This window comes from Faecalibacterium hattorii, from assembly GCF_003287455.1.
Taxonomy (GTDB): Bacteria; Bacillota; Clostridia; order Oscillospirales; family Ruminococcaceae; genus Faecalibacterium; species Faecalibacterium hattorii.
In genome coordinates, this window is sequence record NZ_PRLC01000015.1 from 20,748 (window position 1) to 37,046 (window position 16,299).

The 16,299-nt window shown below is 61.8% G+C and carries 17 protein-coding genes; 7 read left to right on the forward strand and 10 right to left on the reverse strand.

What is annotated here, in order from left to right:
• Nucleotides 1-11 precede the first annotated feature (11 nt).
• The 9 genes from fabG to C4N23_RS14080 form a co-directional block, all read right to left on the reverse strand.
• A complete protein-coding gene (gene fabG, locus C4N23_RS10595) occupies nucleotides 12-761 on the reverse strand; it encodes a 3-oxoacyl-[acyl-carrier-protein] reductase (protein WP_112145929.1) in 750 nt (249 codons plus the stop codon).
• Nucleotides 758-1,690, reverse strand: coding sequence for an ACP S-malonyltransferase (locus tag C4N23_RS10600; protein WP_112145931.1), 933 nt, complete (start codon nucleotides 1,688-1,690; stop codon nucleotides 758-760). The genes fabG and C4N23_RS10600 overlap by 4 nt, the downstream gene beginning before the upstream one ends.
• Complete coding sequence (locus C4N23_RS10605; protein ID WP_112145933.1) at nucleotides 1,687-2,754, reverse strand: NAD(P)H-dependent flavin oxidoreductase; 1,068 nt, start codon at nucleotides 2,752-2,754, stop codon at nucleotides 1,687-1,689. The genes C4N23_RS10600 and C4N23_RS10605 overlap by 4 nt, the downstream gene beginning before the upstream one ends.
• Nucleotides 2,748-3,683 carry a DUF561 domain-containing protein gene (locus C4N23_RS10610; protein ID WP_112145935.1) on the reverse strand — a complete coding sequence of 312 codons (936 nt, stop codon included), beginning with the start codon at nucleotides 3,681-3,683 and terminating at the stop codon, nucleotides 2,748-2,750. Before C4N23_RS10610 ends, C4N23_RS10605 begins: the two co-directional genes overlap by 7 nt.
• A 2-nt stretch (nucleotides 3,684-3,685) precedes the next feature.
• Nucleotides 3,686-4,630, reverse strand: a complete 945-nt coding sequence (locus C4N23_RS10615; RefSeq protein ID WP_112145937.1) for a beta-ketoacyl-ACP synthase 3 — start codon at nucleotides 4,628-4,630, stop codon at nucleotides 3,686-3,688.
• A complete protein-coding gene (locus C4N23_RS10620) occupies nucleotides 4,627-5,580 on the reverse strand; it encodes an acetyl-CoA carboxylase carboxyltransferase subunit alpha (RefSeq protein ID WP_112145939.1) in 954 nt (317 codons plus the stop codon). Before C4N23_RS10620 ends, C4N23_RS10615 begins: the two co-directional genes overlap by 4 nt.
• Nucleotides 5,577-6,449 (reverse strand): acetyl-CoA carboxylase, carboxyltransferase subunit beta, encoded by an 873-nt coding sequence (gene accD / locus C4N23_RS10625; RefSeq protein WP_097839687.1) that lies wholly within the window; start codon nucleotides 6,447-6,449, stop codon nucleotides 5,577-5,579. Before accD ends, C4N23_RS10620 begins: the two co-directional genes overlap by 4 nt.
• Before the next feature lie 11 nt (nucleotides 6,450-6,460).
• Complete coding sequence (acpP, locus tag C4N23_RS10630) at nucleotides 6,461-6,688, reverse strand: acyl carrier protein (RefSeq protein WP_055190211.1); 228 nt, start codon at nucleotides 6,686-6,688, stop codon at nucleotides 6,461-6,463.
• Nucleotides 6,689-6,907: 219 nt separating this feature from the next.
• Nucleotides 6,908-7,159 (reverse strand): hypothetical protein, encoded by a 252-nt coding sequence (locus C4N23_RS14080; protein ID WP_181567118.1) that lies wholly within the window; start codon nucleotides 7,157-7,159, stop codon nucleotides 6,908-6,910.
• 97 nt (nucleotides 7,160-7,256) lie between these two features.
• On the opposite strand from C4N23_RS14080, the gene C4N23_RS10640 reads away from it, so the two are divergent.
• From C4N23_RS10640 to C4N23_RS10655, 4 genes are all read left to right on the forward strand, one after another.
• The gene (locus C4N23_RS10640; RefSeq protein ID WP_055190213.1) at nucleotides 7,257-7,910 is read left to right on the forward strand and encodes a LexA family protein; all 654 of its coding nucleotides are present in this window, start codon (nucleotides 7,257-7,259) and stop codon (nucleotides 7,908-7,910) included.
• Between the two features lie 15 nt (nucleotides 7,911-7,925).
• Nucleotides 7,926-9,425, forward strand: coding sequence for a glycerol kinase GlpK (gene glpK / locus C4N23_RS10645; RefSeq protein ID WP_112145943.1), 1,500 nt, complete (start codon nucleotides 7,926-7,928; stop codon nucleotides 9,423-9,425).
• A 21-nt stretch (nucleotides 9,426-9,446) separates the two neighbouring features.
• On the forward strand, nucleotides 9,447-9,932 hold the full coding sequence (locus C4N23_RS10650) for a GNAT family N-acetyltransferase (RefSeq protein WP_112145945.1): 486 nt from the start codon (nucleotides 9,447-9,449) through the stop codon (nucleotides 9,930-9,932).
• 88 nt (nucleotides 9,933-10,020) lie between these two features.
• Nucleotides 10,021-10,569, forward strand: coding sequence for a bis(5'-nucleosyl)-tetraphosphatase (locus C4N23_RS10655; protein ID WP_112145947.1), 549 nt, complete (start codon nucleotides 10,021-10,023; stop codon nucleotides 10,567-10,569).
• Nucleotides 10,570-10,653: 84 nt separating this feature from the next.
• On the opposite strand, the gene C4N23_RS10660 is transcribed toward C4N23_RS10655, so the two are convergent.
• Nucleotides 10,654-13,089 carry a glycoside hydrolase family 94 protein gene (locus C4N23_RS10660; protein ID WP_112145949.1) on the reverse strand — a complete coding sequence of 812 codons (2,436 nt, stop codon included), beginning with the start codon at nucleotides 13,087-13,089 and terminating at the stop codon, nucleotides 10,654-10,656.
• Between the two features lie 146 nt (nucleotides 13,090-13,235).
• Here C4N23_RS10660 and C4N23_RS10665 point away from each other — a divergent pair, with 146 nt between their 5' ends.
• From C4N23_RS10665 to C4N23_RS10675, 3 genes are all read left to right on the forward strand, one after another.
• Nucleotides 13,236-13,505: a hypothetical protein gene (locus C4N23_RS10665; protein ID WP_112145951.1), complete on the forward strand. Its 270-nt coding sequence runs from the start codon at nucleotides 13,236-13,238 to the stop codon at nucleotides 13,503-13,505.
• A 186-nt stretch (nucleotides 13,506-13,691) separates the two neighbouring features.
• Nucleotides 13,692-14,708 carry a LacI family DNA-binding transcriptional regulator gene (locus C4N23_RS10670; RefSeq protein WP_097839683.1) on the forward strand — a complete coding sequence of 339 codons (1,017 nt, stop codon included), beginning with the start codon at nucleotides 13,692-13,694 and terminating at the stop codon, nucleotides 14,706-14,708.
• Between the two features lie 81 nt (nucleotides 14,709-14,789).
• Nucleotides 14,790-16,238 (forward strand): twin-arginine translocation signal domain-containing protein, encoded by a 1,449-nt coding sequence (locus C4N23_RS10675; RefSeq protein WP_097839682.1) that lies wholly within the window; start codon nucleotides 14,790-14,792, stop codon nucleotides 16,236-16,238.
• Nucleotides 16,239-16,299 lie beyond the last annotated feature (61 nt).

The window sequence follows — 16,299 nt, forward strand, 5'->3', positions numbered from 1 at the left end:
AGTTTCTCCTTTTACATTGCCATGCCGCCGTCTGCACAGAGCACCTGCCCGGTGAGATAGCTGCTTTGTTCTGCGGCGAAGAACGCCACGGCGTTTGCCACGTCCTCCGGATTGCCCGGCCGGCCCAGCGGGATGCCTTTTGCCATTTCGGTGCGGACGGCTTCCGGCAGGGCGGCGGTCATGTCCGTCTCGATGAAGCCGGGAGCCACCGCGTTGACGGTCACGTTCCGGCTGGCCAGTTCCCGCGCCAGACTCTTGGTCAGGCCGAGGAGCCCCGCCTTGCTGGCGGCGTAGTTGGCTTGTCCGGCGTTGCCCCGCAGAGCCACGACGCTGGAAAGGTTCACGATGCGGCCATACCGCTGGCGCACCATCCGGCGGGCGGCTTCCTTGCAGCAGAGGAACGCGCCCTTCAGGTTCGCGTTCAGCACCGCGTCGAAGTCCTCCTCGCTCATCCGTAAGATCAGGTTGTCGCGGGTGATGCCCGCGTTGTTCACAAGGATATCCACCCGGCCAAAGGCGGCGGCTGCTTCGTCAAAGAGCCGCTTGCAGTCTGCGGCGCTGGCCACATCGGCCTGTACGGCTACGGCGTTTGCACCTTCCGCTTTGCAGAGGGCCGCAGTCTCGGCGGCGGCTGCTTCGCCGTGGCAGTAGTTCACGACAACGTTGCAGCCCTGCTTTGCCAGCGCAATGCAGACGGCCCGGCCGATGCCCCGGCTGCCGCCGGTGACAATGGCAGTGCGGACGATTTTTTCTTCGCTCATTGTTCTTCCTTCCATGCGGTCAGCACCGCATCCAACTGCGCTGGGGTCTCCACCGATGCGCAGACGACGCCGGGCAGGGTCTTTTTCACAAAGCCGGAAAGGGCGTTGCCCGGCCCGACTTCCAGAATGTGATCTACCCCAAGCTGCCCCAAGCGGCGGAGGGTGTCCTCCATGTAAACGCTGCTCTGCACCTGCTTCACCAGCAGGGCGGGGATGCTGCTGCCGTCGGGCATTTCGCGGCCAAGGCAGTTGAAGAGCACCGGCACCTGCATTTCGCCGAAGGCCTCCGTCTCGAACCGCTTAGCCAGCGCGTCCCCGGCAGGGGCCATGAGGCGGGTGTGAAAGGGGCCGCTGACCTTGAGCGGGATGCAGCGGCGGGCACCGGCGGCCTTTGCCAATTCAGCGGCTTTGTCCACGGCCGCCTTCTCGCCGCCGATGACGAGCTGACCCGGACAGTTGTAGTTGCAGATCTGCACACAGCCCAGCGCCGACGCCTCTTCGCAGCAGACGGTGAGGGCATCCCGGTCAAGGTTTAGCACGGCGGTCATCCCGCAGTCGATGCCCTTGGCCGCGTCGGCCATGGCTTTGCCACGATAAGCGGCCAGCTCGATGGCCTGTTTCGCGGTGAACACCCCGGCGGCTTCCAGCGCGGAGTATTCGCCGAGAGAGAGCCCGGCAACATAGGAGGGCTGTACGCCTTTTTCGGCCAGCACGGCGCTGACGCCGCACGCAAAGGCCACCATGCAGGGCTGGGTGTATTCGGTCTGGTTCAGAACGCCGTCCGGGTCCTCGAAGCAGACGCGGTGCAGGTCGAACTCCAGCGCTGCGCTGTCGAAGGCCGCCCGGAAAGCGGGAAAGTCTTCGTAAAATTCTCTGCCCATGCCGGGGTGCTGGGCACCCTGACCGGCATACAAAACGGCAAGTTTCATAGGTTGTGCCTCCATTCGGTCACAAGTTCGTCCATCAGCTCCCGGACACTGCGCATCCGGTCCAACTGCCCCACATTGGCCCCGCAGAAGAAGAGTCCTTCCTCCACGTTGCCCTTCACGGCCTCAATGAGGGCGTGGGTGATGCAGTAGGGCACCTTGGCGGGGTCGCAGCTCTTCAGGCAGCGGGCGCAGCGCTTCGGCGGGAAGCGTCTGCCTTCCGCCAGTGCCTGCACCAGCGGGGTGTTCAGCGCCCGCCCCGGCATCCCCACCGGGCTGTGGATGATCCGCACATCCTCAGCGCTGGCGTTCAGCAGAACGTCCTTGTAGCCTTGGGAGGCGTCGCACTCGTAGGTGGGGATGAAGCGGGTGGCAAGCTGGACTCCAGCCGCACCCAGCTTGGTGAAGTGGGCCATGTCGGCCCCGGTGTAAACGCCGCCCGCCACGAAAACGGGGATGGGGTGGCCGAACTGGGCCGCAAAGGGCTTCACCTCGGCCAGAACTTCCGGCAGGATGGTGTCGAGGGGCTGGCAGGTCCCGGCCAGCAGTTCTTCCTCGGCAAAGCCGAGGTGTCCGCCCGCCTTGCAGCCCTCGATGACCACAAAGTCTGCGGTGCGGCCAAAGGCCTTGGCCCAGCGGCGCAGGATGAGCTTTGCCGCTCTTCCGCTGGAAACGATGGGCGCAATGGCAACGTCCGGCGTGTTCACAAGGCCGGGCAGTTCCAGCGGGAGCCCCGCGCCGGAGACCACCGCGTCCACCCCCGCTTCCACAGCGGTGCGGATGGCGGCGGCGTAGTCCTGCGTAGCTACCATGGCGTTGATGGCCACCATGCCCGCGCCATGGGCGATTTCCTTCGCTTTTCGGATCTCTGCCGCCAGTGCGCGGTGGTTGGCGGCTGCCGGGTCGCGGGCAAAGTCCGGCTCCCGGTAGCCCGCGTCGGCGGTGGAGATACAGCCCATGCCGCCGCACGCGGCCACGGCACCGGCCAGCCCGCCGAGGGAGACCCCAACGCCCATGCCGCCCTGCAGGATGGGCACGGACAGGGTCTTTTTGCCGAGGGTCAGCATTCGTCGCTCAGCGCGGCGATGCGCTGCCTCCCGCCGTCCCACAGGTCGGCCAGAATGTCGGCCACGGGGCGCACCTCGTGGAGCATCCCGGCCACCTGCCCGGCCATCAGGCTGCCGGTGGCGGTGTCGCCCTCAAAGACGGCCCGGCGCAGACTGCCCAGCGTGTACTTTTCCAGTTCCATTTTATCGACCCCGGCCTTTTCCTGCCGGACGTATTCCCGGCTCATCCGGTTCTTCAGCACCCGGACGGGGGAGCCGCCGATGCGGCCGGTCACGATGGTGTCGCTGTCCTTAGCCTTGAGCAGGGCGGCTTTGTAGTTCTCGTGGATGGGGCACTCCTCGCTCACGAGGAGGCAGGTGCCTACCTGCACGCCGCAAGCCCCCAGCGCCAGCGCGGCGGCAAGCTGCCGTCCGTCGGCGATGCCGCCCGCCGCAATGACGGGCACCTTCACAGCGTCCACCACCTGCGGCACCAGCGCCATGGTAGTCATTTCGCCCACGTGGCCGCCGCTCTCGGTGCCCTCGGCAATGACGGCGTCGATGCCCAGCGGCTCCAAGTGCTTGGCCAGCACGGCTGCGGCCACCACGGGGATCACCTTGATGCCCGCGGCTTTCCACATGGGCACATATTTGCCGGGGTTGCCCGCACCGGTGGTGACGACTTGGACGCCTTCCTCCACCACGATCTTGGCAAATTCATCGGCCTGTGGGTGCATCAGCATGATGTTCACGCCGAAGGGCTTGTCGGTCAGCTCCTTGCAGCGGCGGATATTTTGGCGCAGGGTGTCGGCGTTCATGCCGCCCGCGCCGATGAGGCCCAGTGCTCCTGCATTGGAACAGGCGGCGGCAAACTCGCCGGTGGCGATGTTGGCCATGCCGCCCTGAATGATGGGGTACTTCGTCCCCAGAATTTCGTTCAACAATTTCATATTCACTCTCTATACTGAAAAATCGCGCCGCCCCATGTCAGGCCGCCGCCGAAACCGATACAGGCCAGCGGCTGCCCGGCGGGCAGAAGTCCGCGCTCGGCCAGCTCGTTGAGGGCCACCGGGATGCTGGCGGCGCTGGTGTTGCCGTGGCGATCCATGTTCTTGTAGAACTTGGCCGGGTCGGCGTTCAGCGCTTTCACGCAGTGGTCGATGATCCGGCTGTTGGCCTGATGGCAGACCACCCACGACAGATCGCCGAGGGTGAGCTGCGTTTCGTCCAGCACCGCGTGGAGGCACTTGGGCAGGGTCTCCACTGCAAAGCGGAAGACCGCCCGGCCATCCATCGTGATGGGGGCGGAGCCGTTCCGGTCCGGCCCTCCGGCGTGGAGGACATCGCTGCCCCGTGCGCCCAGCGTCAGGGCGAAGGGGGTGTCAGCCAGCCGGAAAATGGCGGCTCCGGCCCCGTCGCCGAAGAGGACGCAGGTGGAGCGGTCGGCGGGGTCCATCAGGCGGGAGAGAGCCTCGCACCCGATGACAAGGGCGTACTGCCCGCCCAGCGTTTCCAGCAGCCCCCGCGCCACGGCCATGCCGTACAAAAAGCCGGAGCAGGCCGCGTTGATATCCAGCGCGGGCCGGTCCTCCGGCAGACCCAGCGCCGCCTGCACCTGACAGGCCACGCTGGGGGTGGCGTCCGGGGCGGAGAGGGTGGCGCAGACGCAGCAGGAGATATCAGAAGGGGAGAGGCCGCTGCGTTCCAGCGCCTGACGGGCGGCGGCAATGGCCAGCGTGGCGGCCGATTCTTCCGCCGTGCACCAGTGCCGGGTGCGGATGCCGGTGCGGCTTTCGATCCACGCATCGCTGGTGTCAACCATCTGGCTCAGCTCGTCGTTGGTGACCGTGCGGCCGGGCAGGGCCCCGCCGGTGGCGGTCAGTAGTAAACCGTTCATGCGTTCCTCGTTTCTCCGATCTGGCGATATTTTTTGTAGCGCTGGTCGGCAAGCTGTTTTTCGCTCATCCGGCAGAGCTCTTTCAGGTGCATCCGCAAAGCGGCGTCCAGCCGCTCGAACAGAGCTGCATGGCTGCGCTGGGCCCCGCCCACCGGCTCCGGGATGACCTCTTCCACGATGCCGCCCCGGTACAGATCCTGCGCCGTCAGCTTCATCATCTCACAGGCTTCGCCGCTGCGGGAAGCGTCCTTCCACAGGATGCTGGCAAAGCCTTCGGGGCTGAGGACAGAGTAGACCGCATTTTCCAGCATCAGGATGTGGTTGGCCACGCCCAGCGCCAGTGCGCCGCCGGAAGAGCCTTCGCCGGTGACGACGGCAAGGACCGGCACGGTCAGGCCGCTCATTTCCATCAGATTCCGGGCAATGGCCTCGCCCTGACCCCGCTCCTCGGCGTCCTTGCCGGGGTATGCGCCCGGCGTGTCGATGAAGGTGAGGATGGGGCGGCCGAACTTTTCAGCCTGTTTCATCAGCCGCAGGGCCTTGCGGTAGCCCTCCGGCCCCGGCATCCCGAAGTTACAGGCCAGATTCTCGTCCAGCGTGGAGCCCTTCCGGTGGCCGATGACGGTCACGGGCATCCCGTGGAACCGGGCCACGCCGCCCAGAATGGCGGGGTCTTCCTTGCACTGGCGGTCGCCCCGCTGCTCGAAGAAATCGGTGAACAGGGCGGAAATGATCTCGTCGATGTGGGGGCGCTCCGGGTGCCGGGCCAAAAAGACCCGGTCTTCCGCCGTCAGCGGGCCACAGGTGCGAAGGATCTCGTCCTCCTCCACGGCCAGCTCGGCCAGTTCCGAAGCGTGGGCCGTCAGGGCGTCCATGTCATTGCCGTTGCCTTTCAGCGCGGCGATCTGGGCGTCCAGCGGGGCCAGCTGCTCTAAAATTTCCTTGATCATTCGTGTTTTCCTCCTGCATGGAGCTGCAAGACTTGGATCAGCGTATCCCGCAGCTGGCTGCGGGGCACGACCTGATCCACGAAGCCGTGCTCCATCTGGAACTCGCTGCGCTGGAACCCGGCGGGCAGCTTTTCGCCGATGGTCTGTTCAATGACACGGGGCCCGGCAAAGCCGATGAGGGCTCCCGGCTCGGCCAGCATGATGTCGCCGAGGCTGGCGAAGCTGGCGGTGACGCCGCCGGTGGTGGGGTGGGTGAGCACGCTGACGTACAGCCCGCCCTTGGCCGAAAAGCGCTGGATGGCGGCGGACGTCTTGGCCATCTGCATCAGGCTGAAAATGCCCTCCTGCATCCGGGCTCCGCCGCTGGCCGAAAAGATGACCAGAGGGAGCCGCTTGGCCGCGGCGTACTCCACGGCGCGGGTGATCTTTTCGCCCACCGCCGTGCTCATGCTGCCCATGAAGAACCGGCTGTCCAGCACGGCGGCCACACAGGCCACCCCGCCGATGCGCCCTGCCGCCGTGACGGCGGCCTCACGCAGCCCGGTCTTGTTCTGGGCGGCGGAAAGTTTCTCGCCGTAGCCGGGGAAATCCAGCACATCCTGCGGGGCAAGGTCAGCATCCAGTTCCCGGAAGCTGCCGTGGTCCAGCACCAAGCTGAGCCGGTAGTACCCGCCGATGGGCATGTGATAGCCGCAGTTGGGGCAGACGTACAAGCTTTTCGCCCACAGGGTGCGGGCAGCGCGGCGGCCGCACTGCTTGCACTCTACGAACTGCGGCTCGTGCCAGACGGCCCCGGCGTCCCGCTTGGCCTTGAGCTGGAAGGTGCGCTCCCGCATCCGGCCGGGGAAGAGATCTCGGATATCGTTCATGGTTCTCTGCCTCAGATATGTGCGGTGATGTAGTTGTAGATGTCGCCCACGGTCTTGAGGTTTGCCAGCTCCTCGTCGGGGATGGACACTCCACAGGCGTCTTCCAGAGCCATGTTCAGCTCCACCGCGTCCAAGCTGTCGGCTTCGAGGTCCTCGGTCAGGCTGGCCTCCATGGTCACCTTGTCCTCCTCGCAGTTCAGGGTATCGACAACGATCTTCTTCATTTCTTCAAACGTCATGGTAGTGTTCTCCTTTTTGATTGATAAATATTGTTATCTAAAAAGATTGATGTTTCTTGCGAACACGACCATTATAACGAAATCGTTGGATAAGTCAAGACAAATAGTTAAAAAGTTTTAGATTTTACAATTCTGACACAGGTTGCTTCCTTTTAAAATAGGGGCCGTACAGCAAACGACCCCCGTCGGCTCTGTTTTCACACAGCAGACGGGGGTTTGTTAAAGCCAAGGGCTGCGGCACAGATGGCACCGCAGCCCTTGGCTTTGCGAAAACGGAACGCTGCAAAAAAGATCGGATGCGTCGGAAAAGCTGCCATAAAAATTTGGCTTACGCAGCGCCGCCGTGGGATCGCGCAGGGAGGCGGTGCTGTGCAGAGCCAGCGGCATCAGGCCCTGCAGTCCCGCCTCCGATTGCTGAACCTCAACGATTGTGATGCCAGTATACTGCAACAACGCACGGTTGTCAAGCAAAAATTTGAGATTTCGCCATTTTATAGAAAAAACATTGCATTCCCTCAACGAGTGCGCTATAATAAACGCAGAAGCAACAGAAAGGATGGGAACCATTATGGCAGAAAAGGTCGAAAGCTTTTCCAAGCGGCTGCGGATCGGGCTGGACCGGAAGAGCATGACGCAGACGGAACTCTCGATCCGGTCGGGCGTCTCCAAATCGAGCATTTCGCGGTATCTCAAAGGCGACTGGGAAGGCAAGCAGGAGGCCGTGTACGCCCTTGCCGGGGCGCTGGGCGTCTCGGTATCGTGGCTGATGGGGTACGATGTGCCCATCACCGGCGTCGAAGCGCCCGGCACCATTCCGGCGGGGTTCGAGCCGCTGCCCCAGATGACCAATGTGCCGCTGGTGGGTTCCATCGCTTGCGGCACCCCCATTCTGGCGGAGGAGAACATCAAGGAGTACATCGGCGTCCCGGCGGCGTGGCGGGCAGATTTTGCCCTTGAGTGCCACGGCGACAGCATGGCCCCCCGCATCTGCGACGGCGACATCGTCTGCATCCGTCGCCAGCCGGAGGTGGAGTCCGGCCAGATCGCGGCCGTCCGCATCGGGGACGAAGCCACCCTCAAGCACTTCTACCGCAGCGGCGACGTCGTTCAGCTCATCGCGGAAAATCCCGCTGTCTGCCCGCCCATGGTCTACGCGGGCACCCAGTTGGACGAGATGGCCGTGGAAGGGCTGGCGGTGGGCATCTGCCGCAGTCTGGTGTAAGAAAGGAACGTTTCTATGAAGTATATCATGGCACTGGATGCCGGGACTACCTCAAACCGCTGCATCCTGTTCAACCAAGCGGGCGAGATGTGCAGCGTGGCCCAGAAGGAGTTCACCCAGTATTTTCCGAAGCCCGGCTGGGTGGAGCATGACGCCAACGAGATCTGGACCACCCAGCTGGGCGTGGCCCTTTCGGCCATGAACCAGATCGGGGCCGGCGCGGCGGATATCGCGGCCATCGGCATCACTAACCAGCGCGAGACCACGATCGTCTGGGACAAGGAGACCGGTGAGCCGGTCTACCATGCGATCGTCTGGCAGTGCCGCCGCACCAGCGCCTACTGCGACGAGCTGAAGGCCCGCGGCCTGACCGAAAAATTCCGGGAAAAGACCGGCCTCGTCATCGACGCCTACTTCTCGGCCACCAAGCTGAAGTGGATCCTCGACAATGTCCCCGGTGCCCGCGCCAAGGCCGAAGCCGGGCGGCTGCTCTTCGGCACCGTGGAAACGTGGCTCATCTGGAAGCTGACCTGCGGCCGGGTCCACGTCACCGATTACACCAACGCCAGCCGCACCATGCTCTTCAACATTCACACGCTGGAGTGGGATGAGGAGATCCTGCGGGAGCTGAACATCCCGCGCCAAATGCTGCCCACGCCCATGCCCTCCAGTTGTTTCTACGCCGAGGCCGACCCTATGCACTTCGGCGCGGGCATCAAAATTGCAGGCGCGGCGGGCGACCAGCAGGCCGCCCTCTTCGGCCAGACCTGCTTTTCGGCGGGCGAAGCGAAGAACACCTTCGGCACCGGCGGCTTTCTTTTGATGAACACCGGCAAAACGCCGGTCATCTCGCAGAACGGCCTCGTCACCACCATCGCGTGCGGCGGCAACGGCAGCGTGAATTATGCGCTGGAAGGTTCGATCTTCGTGGCCGGTGCCGCGATCCAGTGGCTGCGGGACGAGCTGCGGCTGCTGGAAGATGCCCGCGACTCCGAGTACATGGCCCAGAAGGTCAAGGACACCAACGGCTGCTACGTCGTGCCCGCCTTCACCGGCCTCGGCGCGCCCCACTGGGATCAGTATGCCCGCGGCACCATCGTGGGCCTGACCCGTGGCTGCAACAAAAACCACATCATCCGCGCCACGCTGGACAGCCTGTGCTATCAGGTCAACGATGTCCTGCACGCCATGGAGGCCGACTCCGGCATCGCCATGAAGGCTCTCAAAGTGGACGGCGGCGCGTGCGCCAACAACTACCTGATGCAGACCATGGCCGACATCAGTAACCTGCCCGTGGAGCGTCCCTGCTGCGTGGAGACCACGGCTCTTGGCGCGGCCTACCTTGCGGGCCTTGCTGTGGGCTATTGGAGCTCCACGGACGAGGTCGTGAAGAATTGGTCGGTGGATCGCACCTTCTTGCCGCAGATCACCGCCGAGGAGCGGGCCAAGCGGATCAAGGGCTGGAACAAGGCCGTCCGCTGCTCCTACCACTGGGCGCTGGACGAAGAGGAATAATAAAAACTTTGGAGGAACATTATGGAGATTCGAACCGCAGGAACAGAGGATATCGCGGCGCTGACCGCCGTTGAGGCAGAGTGCTTCCCACCGGCGGAAGCTGCCACTGCGCAGGAGTTCGTCGAGCGGGTCCGGTACTACGGGAACCATTTCTGGCTCCTGTACGAGGGGGACAAGCTGATCTCCTTCGTGGATGGTTTCGTGACGGACGAAGCCGACCTGACCGATGAGATGTACGAGAATGCCGCCATGCACAGCGAGGACGGCGCGTGGCAGATGATCTTTGGGGTCAACACCCTGCCGGAATACCGCAAGCACGGCTATGCCGGCCAGCTGCTCCGCCGCGCCATCGACGACGCCAGACAGCAGCACCGCAAAGGGCTGGTGCTGACCTGCAAGGAGCGCCTCCTTCCGTACTACGCCCAATTCGGCTTCCGCGACGAGGGCGTGTCCGATAAATCTACCCACGGCAACGTCGTGTGGCACCAGATGCGGCTGGAGTTCTGAGAATTTGTGTCACCGCTGGTGACACAAGTCGGGAGAAGAATACCGGGTACAAGTCGGTGGTCAGGATTTTTACAAGGAGCTTATTTGAATGAACTACGAAAAAAGCTGTGGTGCGGTGATCTATACTGTAGTAAATGGAAAACGGCTTTACCTTGTTGAAATCATGCAGAAAGGCCATACTTCCTTTTGCAAGGGCCATGTTGAGGAAAACGAGTCCGAACATCAAACCGCCGCGCGAGAGATTCGGGAGGAAACCGGCCTTGAGGTGAAGTTTGTAGAAGGATTCCGACAAACGATAGAGTATAGCCCCTATAGGGATTGTTCAAAAACGGTAGTTTTCTTTTTGGCGTGTGCGGACAGTACAAGGGTAATGGTTCAAGAGGACGAGGTGAGGGAAATAGAGTGGCTTCCCTTTGAAGAAGCGCTGGAAAAACTGACGTTCGATTCAATCCGTGACGTACTGAAACAAGCAGAGCATTTTTTGAACGAGGACTATGCCAAGTACGAGGAGTTCCTGCACCAGCGGTATGTTGCCGAAGAGCTGGCCAAAGCAAAACAGCAGGCGGCAGATCCCAACACGCAGTGGGCAGACCACGAAAGCGTATGGGAGACGCTTTACAAACAGTATGACATATAAAAAACGACCAGAACCATTTTGCGGTTCTGGTCGTTTTTTGCATCTCGTCGGGGATTCAATCCTTTCAGGTTCCGGTGGGTGCGCTTACCCCATCACGACGGTGACCTCCACGGTCTCTCCGGCAGGGGCGAGGGGCAGGACATTGCCCTCAATGGTCTTGCCGTTGACGGTGACGCGCTTCACGCCCTTCTGCACGGCAGCGGGGTTCTCGACCCGGATGTGGTACACGGCACCGCGATACCGGCGGGTGACCGTGAAGCCGGGCAGAGTGTGGGGAATGCAGGGGTCGATCTTCAGGCCGTCCAGCGTAGGCTGCACGCCGAGGATGTACTGGCTCACGTTGAAGAAGGTCCACGCAGCGGTGCCGGTCAGCCAACTGTTCTTCGCCTCGCCGAAGGTGGGGGCGTCCTTGCCCGCGACCATCTGGCTGTAGACGTAGGGTTCGGTGCGGTGGATGTCGGAGATGTCCTCGATGTAGGCGGGGCAGGTCTTCTTGTAGACCTCAAAGGCCCGGTCGCCGTGGCCGAGGACGGTCTCGGCGCAGCTGATCCACGGGTTGTTGTGGCAGAAGATGCCCGCGTTCTCCTTGTATCCCGGAGGATAGCTGGAGATCTCACCAAGGTTGAGGCGGTAGGTGGTGTAGGCAGGCTGCAGCAGCACCACGCCGTACTTGGTATCCAGCCGCTCTTCCACGCTCTTGAGGGCCTGTTCCGCCTGACCGGTCTCCTTGCCGATGCCCGCCATGACGCACATGCCCTGCGGCTCGATGAAGATCTGACCCTCGTCGCATTCCTTGCTGCCGACGGGCTTGCCGAAGGCGTCGTAGGCGCGGCGGAACCATGCACCGTCCCAGCCGGCGGTCAGCGCGGCCTGTTCCACCTGCGCAATGGCGGCGCGGGCGTCGGCGGCTTCGTCCGGGAGGCCCCGGTGGCCGCACAGGTCGGCGTATTCCTCGCCGTACTTGACGAACATACCGGCGATGAAAACGCTCTCTGCCACAGGGCCTTCGCTGGGGCCGGTGATCTGGAAGCTCTCGCCCGGATGCTCGGAGAAGCAGTTCAGGTTCAGGCAGTCATTCCAGTCGGCGCGGCCGATGAGGGGCAGACCGTGGGGGCCGAGGTGGGTGCGGGTGAAGTTGAAGCTGCGGCGCAGATGTTCCATCAGCGGCTGAGCCTTGCTCTCGTCGTTGTCAAAGGCCACGGACTCGTCGAGGATGCTGTAGTCGCCGGTCTCGCGCAGATAAGCGGCGGTGCCCGCGATCAGCCACAGCGGGTCATCGTTGAAGCCGGTGCCCACGTCCCGGTTGCCCTTTTTGGTCAGGGGCTGGTACTGGTGGTAGGCGCTGCCGTCCTCAAACTGGGTGGCAGCGATATCGAGGATGCGGCTGCGGGCGCGTTCGGGGATCATGTGCACGAAGCCCAGCAGGTCTTGGCAGGAATCGCGGAAGCCCATGCCGCGGCCGATGCCGCTCTCGTAGTAGCTGGCCGAGCGGCTCATGTTGAAGGTGACCATGCACTGATACTGGTGCCACAGGTTCACCATCCGGTCCAGCTTTTCGTCGCCGGAGTCCAGCTGCAGAGCGGACAGCAGGTCGTCCCAGTGGGCTGCCAGCGCCTTGCGGGCCTCGTCCACCTGCGCGTCGGTGGCGTAGCGGGCTATCATGGCCTCGGCGCGGGCCTTGTTGATGACGCCGGGGGCGGTGAACTTTTCGGCCACCGGGTTCTCGATGTAGCCCAGCCCGAAGAGGATGGTCTTCGTCTCCCCAGCTTCCAGCGTGAGGTGGAAGTGGTGGGCGCCGACGGGGGCCCAGCCGTGGGCCACGCTGTTGGAGCAGTGCCCTGCCTTGACAGCTTCGGGTTCTGCCGGGCCGCCGTACACGCCGCAGAAAGCGTCGCGGCTGGTGTCGAAGCTGGTGACCGGAGTGTTGGCCCAGAACACAGCGTAGTGGTCGCGGCGCTCGCGGTACTCGGTCTTGTGGTAGATAGCGCTGCCCACCACCTCCACCTCGCCGGTGGAGAAGTTGCGCTGGAAGTTGGAGCTGTCGTCCATGGCGTCCCACAGGCAGAACTCCACATAGCTGAACACATCCAGCGTGCGGGGGGCGTCCGTCTTGTTCTCCAGCGTCAGGCGGTCGATCTCGCACGCATCGCCGCGGGGCACGAACAGCTCCTGCTGGGCGCGGATGCCGTTCTTCTCACCGGTCAGGATGGTGTAGCCGAGGCCGTGGCGGCAGCTGTAGGAATCCAGCTCCGTCTTGGTGGGCTGCCAGCCGGGGTTCCAGATCGTGCCGCCGTCGTTGATGTAGATGCGGTGGCCGTCCATGTCCAGCGGGGAGTTGTTGTAGCGGTAGCGGGTGATGCGGCGCAGCCGAGCATCCCGATAAAAGCTGTAGCCGCCGCCGGTGTTGGACACGAGGCTGAAGAAGTCCTCGCTGCCCAGATAGTTGATCCACGGCAGGGGCGTGCGCGGGGTGTCGATCACGTATTCCCGGTGTGCATCATCAAAATGTCCGAATTTCATAAGATCTGTTCCTCCTTTGCTGAAAACAGGAAACGCGCTGCAACCATCAGAAAAGCGAAAACGATTGAGAACGCGCCGCAAAGAGAAAGAGAACGATTGCGCTGCTTTAAGCATAGTCGATTCCGCGCCGAAATGCAAGGGGGTTTATGAAATATACAACACACCCGACGAAACACGCTCTTTGGTCGGCTTGTAAGAATTTTGTAATTATTTTGAAGGAAGCAACGCGCTTTTTTCTCATAAAGCAGGAGGGGCAGCAAAAATTCGGTGGAGAGGGAGACGAAGCCAAAACCGCCCAAAGCAGCAAATCAGGAAAGAAATTTCCCATATATAAAGTAATTATAAAAATCCAGCCTTTGCTTCGCCCATTGACGAAACATCGGAACGAAATTTCATTCGAAAAACAGCGAAACTGACCGAAAATGGAGCAAACTGCATAATTTGAACCCGGCACAATCGAGCAAACCGCCAAAATGACTCTGTTTAGCACAAAACTTTTGATTTTGAACTTGATTTTTGGTACGGAATGCGCTATATTGAAGTTGCGAAAACGATTTAGGATTCGTTCAGAGCCAACCGGTTCCTGAGAGGAGGACGACGAAATGTCATCCCTGAAAGATCTGGCGCAGGAATGCGGGGTCTCGGTGGCAACGGTGAGCAAGGCGCTCAACGGCCAGCCCGATATCTCCGAAGCCACCCGCGCCCGTGTTCGGGAGGCGGCCCGCCGGATGGGCTATGTACCAAACATGGCGGCCCGCTCCATGAAGACCAACCGTACTTACAACATCGGCGTCCTGTTCGTGGACGAACAGCAGAGCGGCTTGGCACACGAGTATTTCTCCGCTGTGCTGGACAGCTTCAAAGTCCGGGTCGAACAATTGGGCTACGATATCACTTTTATCAACCGCAACCTCGGCGGCAGGACGATGACCTACCTAGAGCATTGCCACTACCGCGGGGTGGATGGAGCCGTGATCGCCTGTGTGGACTTCAACGATCCGCAGGTCATCGAGCTGGTGAACAGCGATGTGCCGGTCGTCACCATCGACCATGTGTTCAACAACCGGATGGCGGTCCTGTCCGATAACGTTATGGGCCTGTCGGCTCTGGTTCGGACGGCATACGCCCAAGGCCACCGCCGCATCGCTTTTATCCACGGCGAGCGCACCGCCGTCACCGAGAACCGCCTCGCGGGCTTCTACAAGAGCTGCGATGAGCTGGGGCTGGAAGTTCCCGATGCGTATGTGCGGGAGGGCATCTACCATGACGCCGCCCGCTGCGCACAGGAGACCAAAGCCCTGCTGGCTCTGCCGCAGCGGCCCACCTGCATCATCTTCCCGGATGACTTCTCCGCCATGGGCGGCTACAACGCCATCCAGCAGGCAGGGCTGCATATCCCGCAGGACATCTCCGTGATGGGCTACGACGGCATCTACCTCTCCCGCGTCATGAGCCCCAAGCTGGTGACCTACCAGCAGAACACCATGATGCTGGGACGCACCGCAGCGGATAAGCTGGTGCAGATGGTCGAGCACCCGCGTGTGACGCTGGCCGAACAGCTCCTCGTGACCGGCAAGCTGCTGGATGGCAGCTCGGTAGGCCGGCCGCCTCAAATTTAGTTCCCAAGCTCCGGGCGGACCGGAGTTTAGAAAAAATGGATTTAGGATGAACGAGAAAACCATTGAAGGAGGTTTTTCATTATGAGAAAGATTTCGCGTCGTAATTTCCTGTTGGCTTCTGGTGCAGTCGCAGTGACCGCAGCGCTCTCCGCATGCGGCGGCAGCTCTTCTTCTACCGCAGGCTCCACCGCATCCTCCACTGCCGCTTCTTCTGCTGCAGCTTCTGAGTCCGCAGCCGCTGAGGGCAAGGTCCTGAACATCTGGTGCTGGAACGATGAGTTCCAAGGCCGCTTCAACGACTATTATCCCGAAGTCTCCGAGGTCGCCGCGGATAAGTCCACCACCACCCTGAAGGATGGCACCGTCGTCAAGTGGACCATCAACGCCAACGAGAACAACAACTATCAGAACAAGCTGGACGAGGCCCTGCTGAATCAGGACTCCGCAGCCGATGATGATAAGATCGATATCTTCCTGATCGAGGCCGACTACGCCCTGAAGTACGTCGATTCCGATTACGTTCTGGATGTCAAGAAGGACATCGGCCTGACCGATTCCGATCTGGCTGGCCAGTATCAGTACACCAAGGACATCGTTACCGTCGATGGCAGCCAGCGCGGCACCACTTGGCAGGCAACGCCGGGCCTGTTCGCATACCGCCGCAGCATCGCCAAGGATGTTCTGGGCACCGATGATCCCACCGAAGTGCAGACCTACCTGTCCGACTGGGATAAGTTCAACGATGTCGCCGCACAGGCAGCCGCAAAGGGCTACAAGATGCTGTCCGGCTTCGATGACGCATACCGCACCTTCTCCAACAACGTCGCAGCACCTTGGGTCAGCGGCACCACCGTCACCGTCGATGAGAACATCATGAAGTGGGTCGATCAGACCAAGGAGTACACCGACAAGGGCTACAACAACCAGTCGAGCCTGTGGGACTCTCAGTGGGCATCCGATCAGGGCCCCACCGGTAAGGTCTTCGGCTTCTTCTACTCCACTTGGGGCATCAACTTCACCCTGCTGGGCAACTCTCTGGCAACGCCTACCGCCGAGGGCGGCAAGGAAGAAGTCGGCAACGGCATCTACGGCGACTACGCAGTCTGCGAAGGCCCTCAGCCCTATTACTGGGGCGGCACTTGGATCTGCGGCGCAGCAGGTTCCGATAACATCGAGACCATCAAGGACGTCATGCAGAAGCTGACCTGCGATGAAGCCATCATGAAGCAGATCACCCTCGACACGCAGGACTACACCAACAACGAGAAGGCCATGAACGAGATCGCCAACAGCGATTATAAGTCCGACTTCCTCGGCGGCCAGAACCACATCGCTCTGTTTGCAGAAGCTGCAACCAAGATCGATATGTCCAACGCCGGTCCTTACGATCAGGGCCTGAACGAGAGCTTCCAGAACGCCTTCAAGGATTACTTCACCGGCAACGTCGATGAGGACACCGCAAAGGCGAACTTCGAGACTGCCATCAAGGAGAAGTATCCTGAGCTGACCGATGTTGTCTGGCCCGCATAAGAGTTGGGACGACCTCATAAACAACTGAAATAAAGGGGGCGGGCCGGACGCTGTGTCTCGC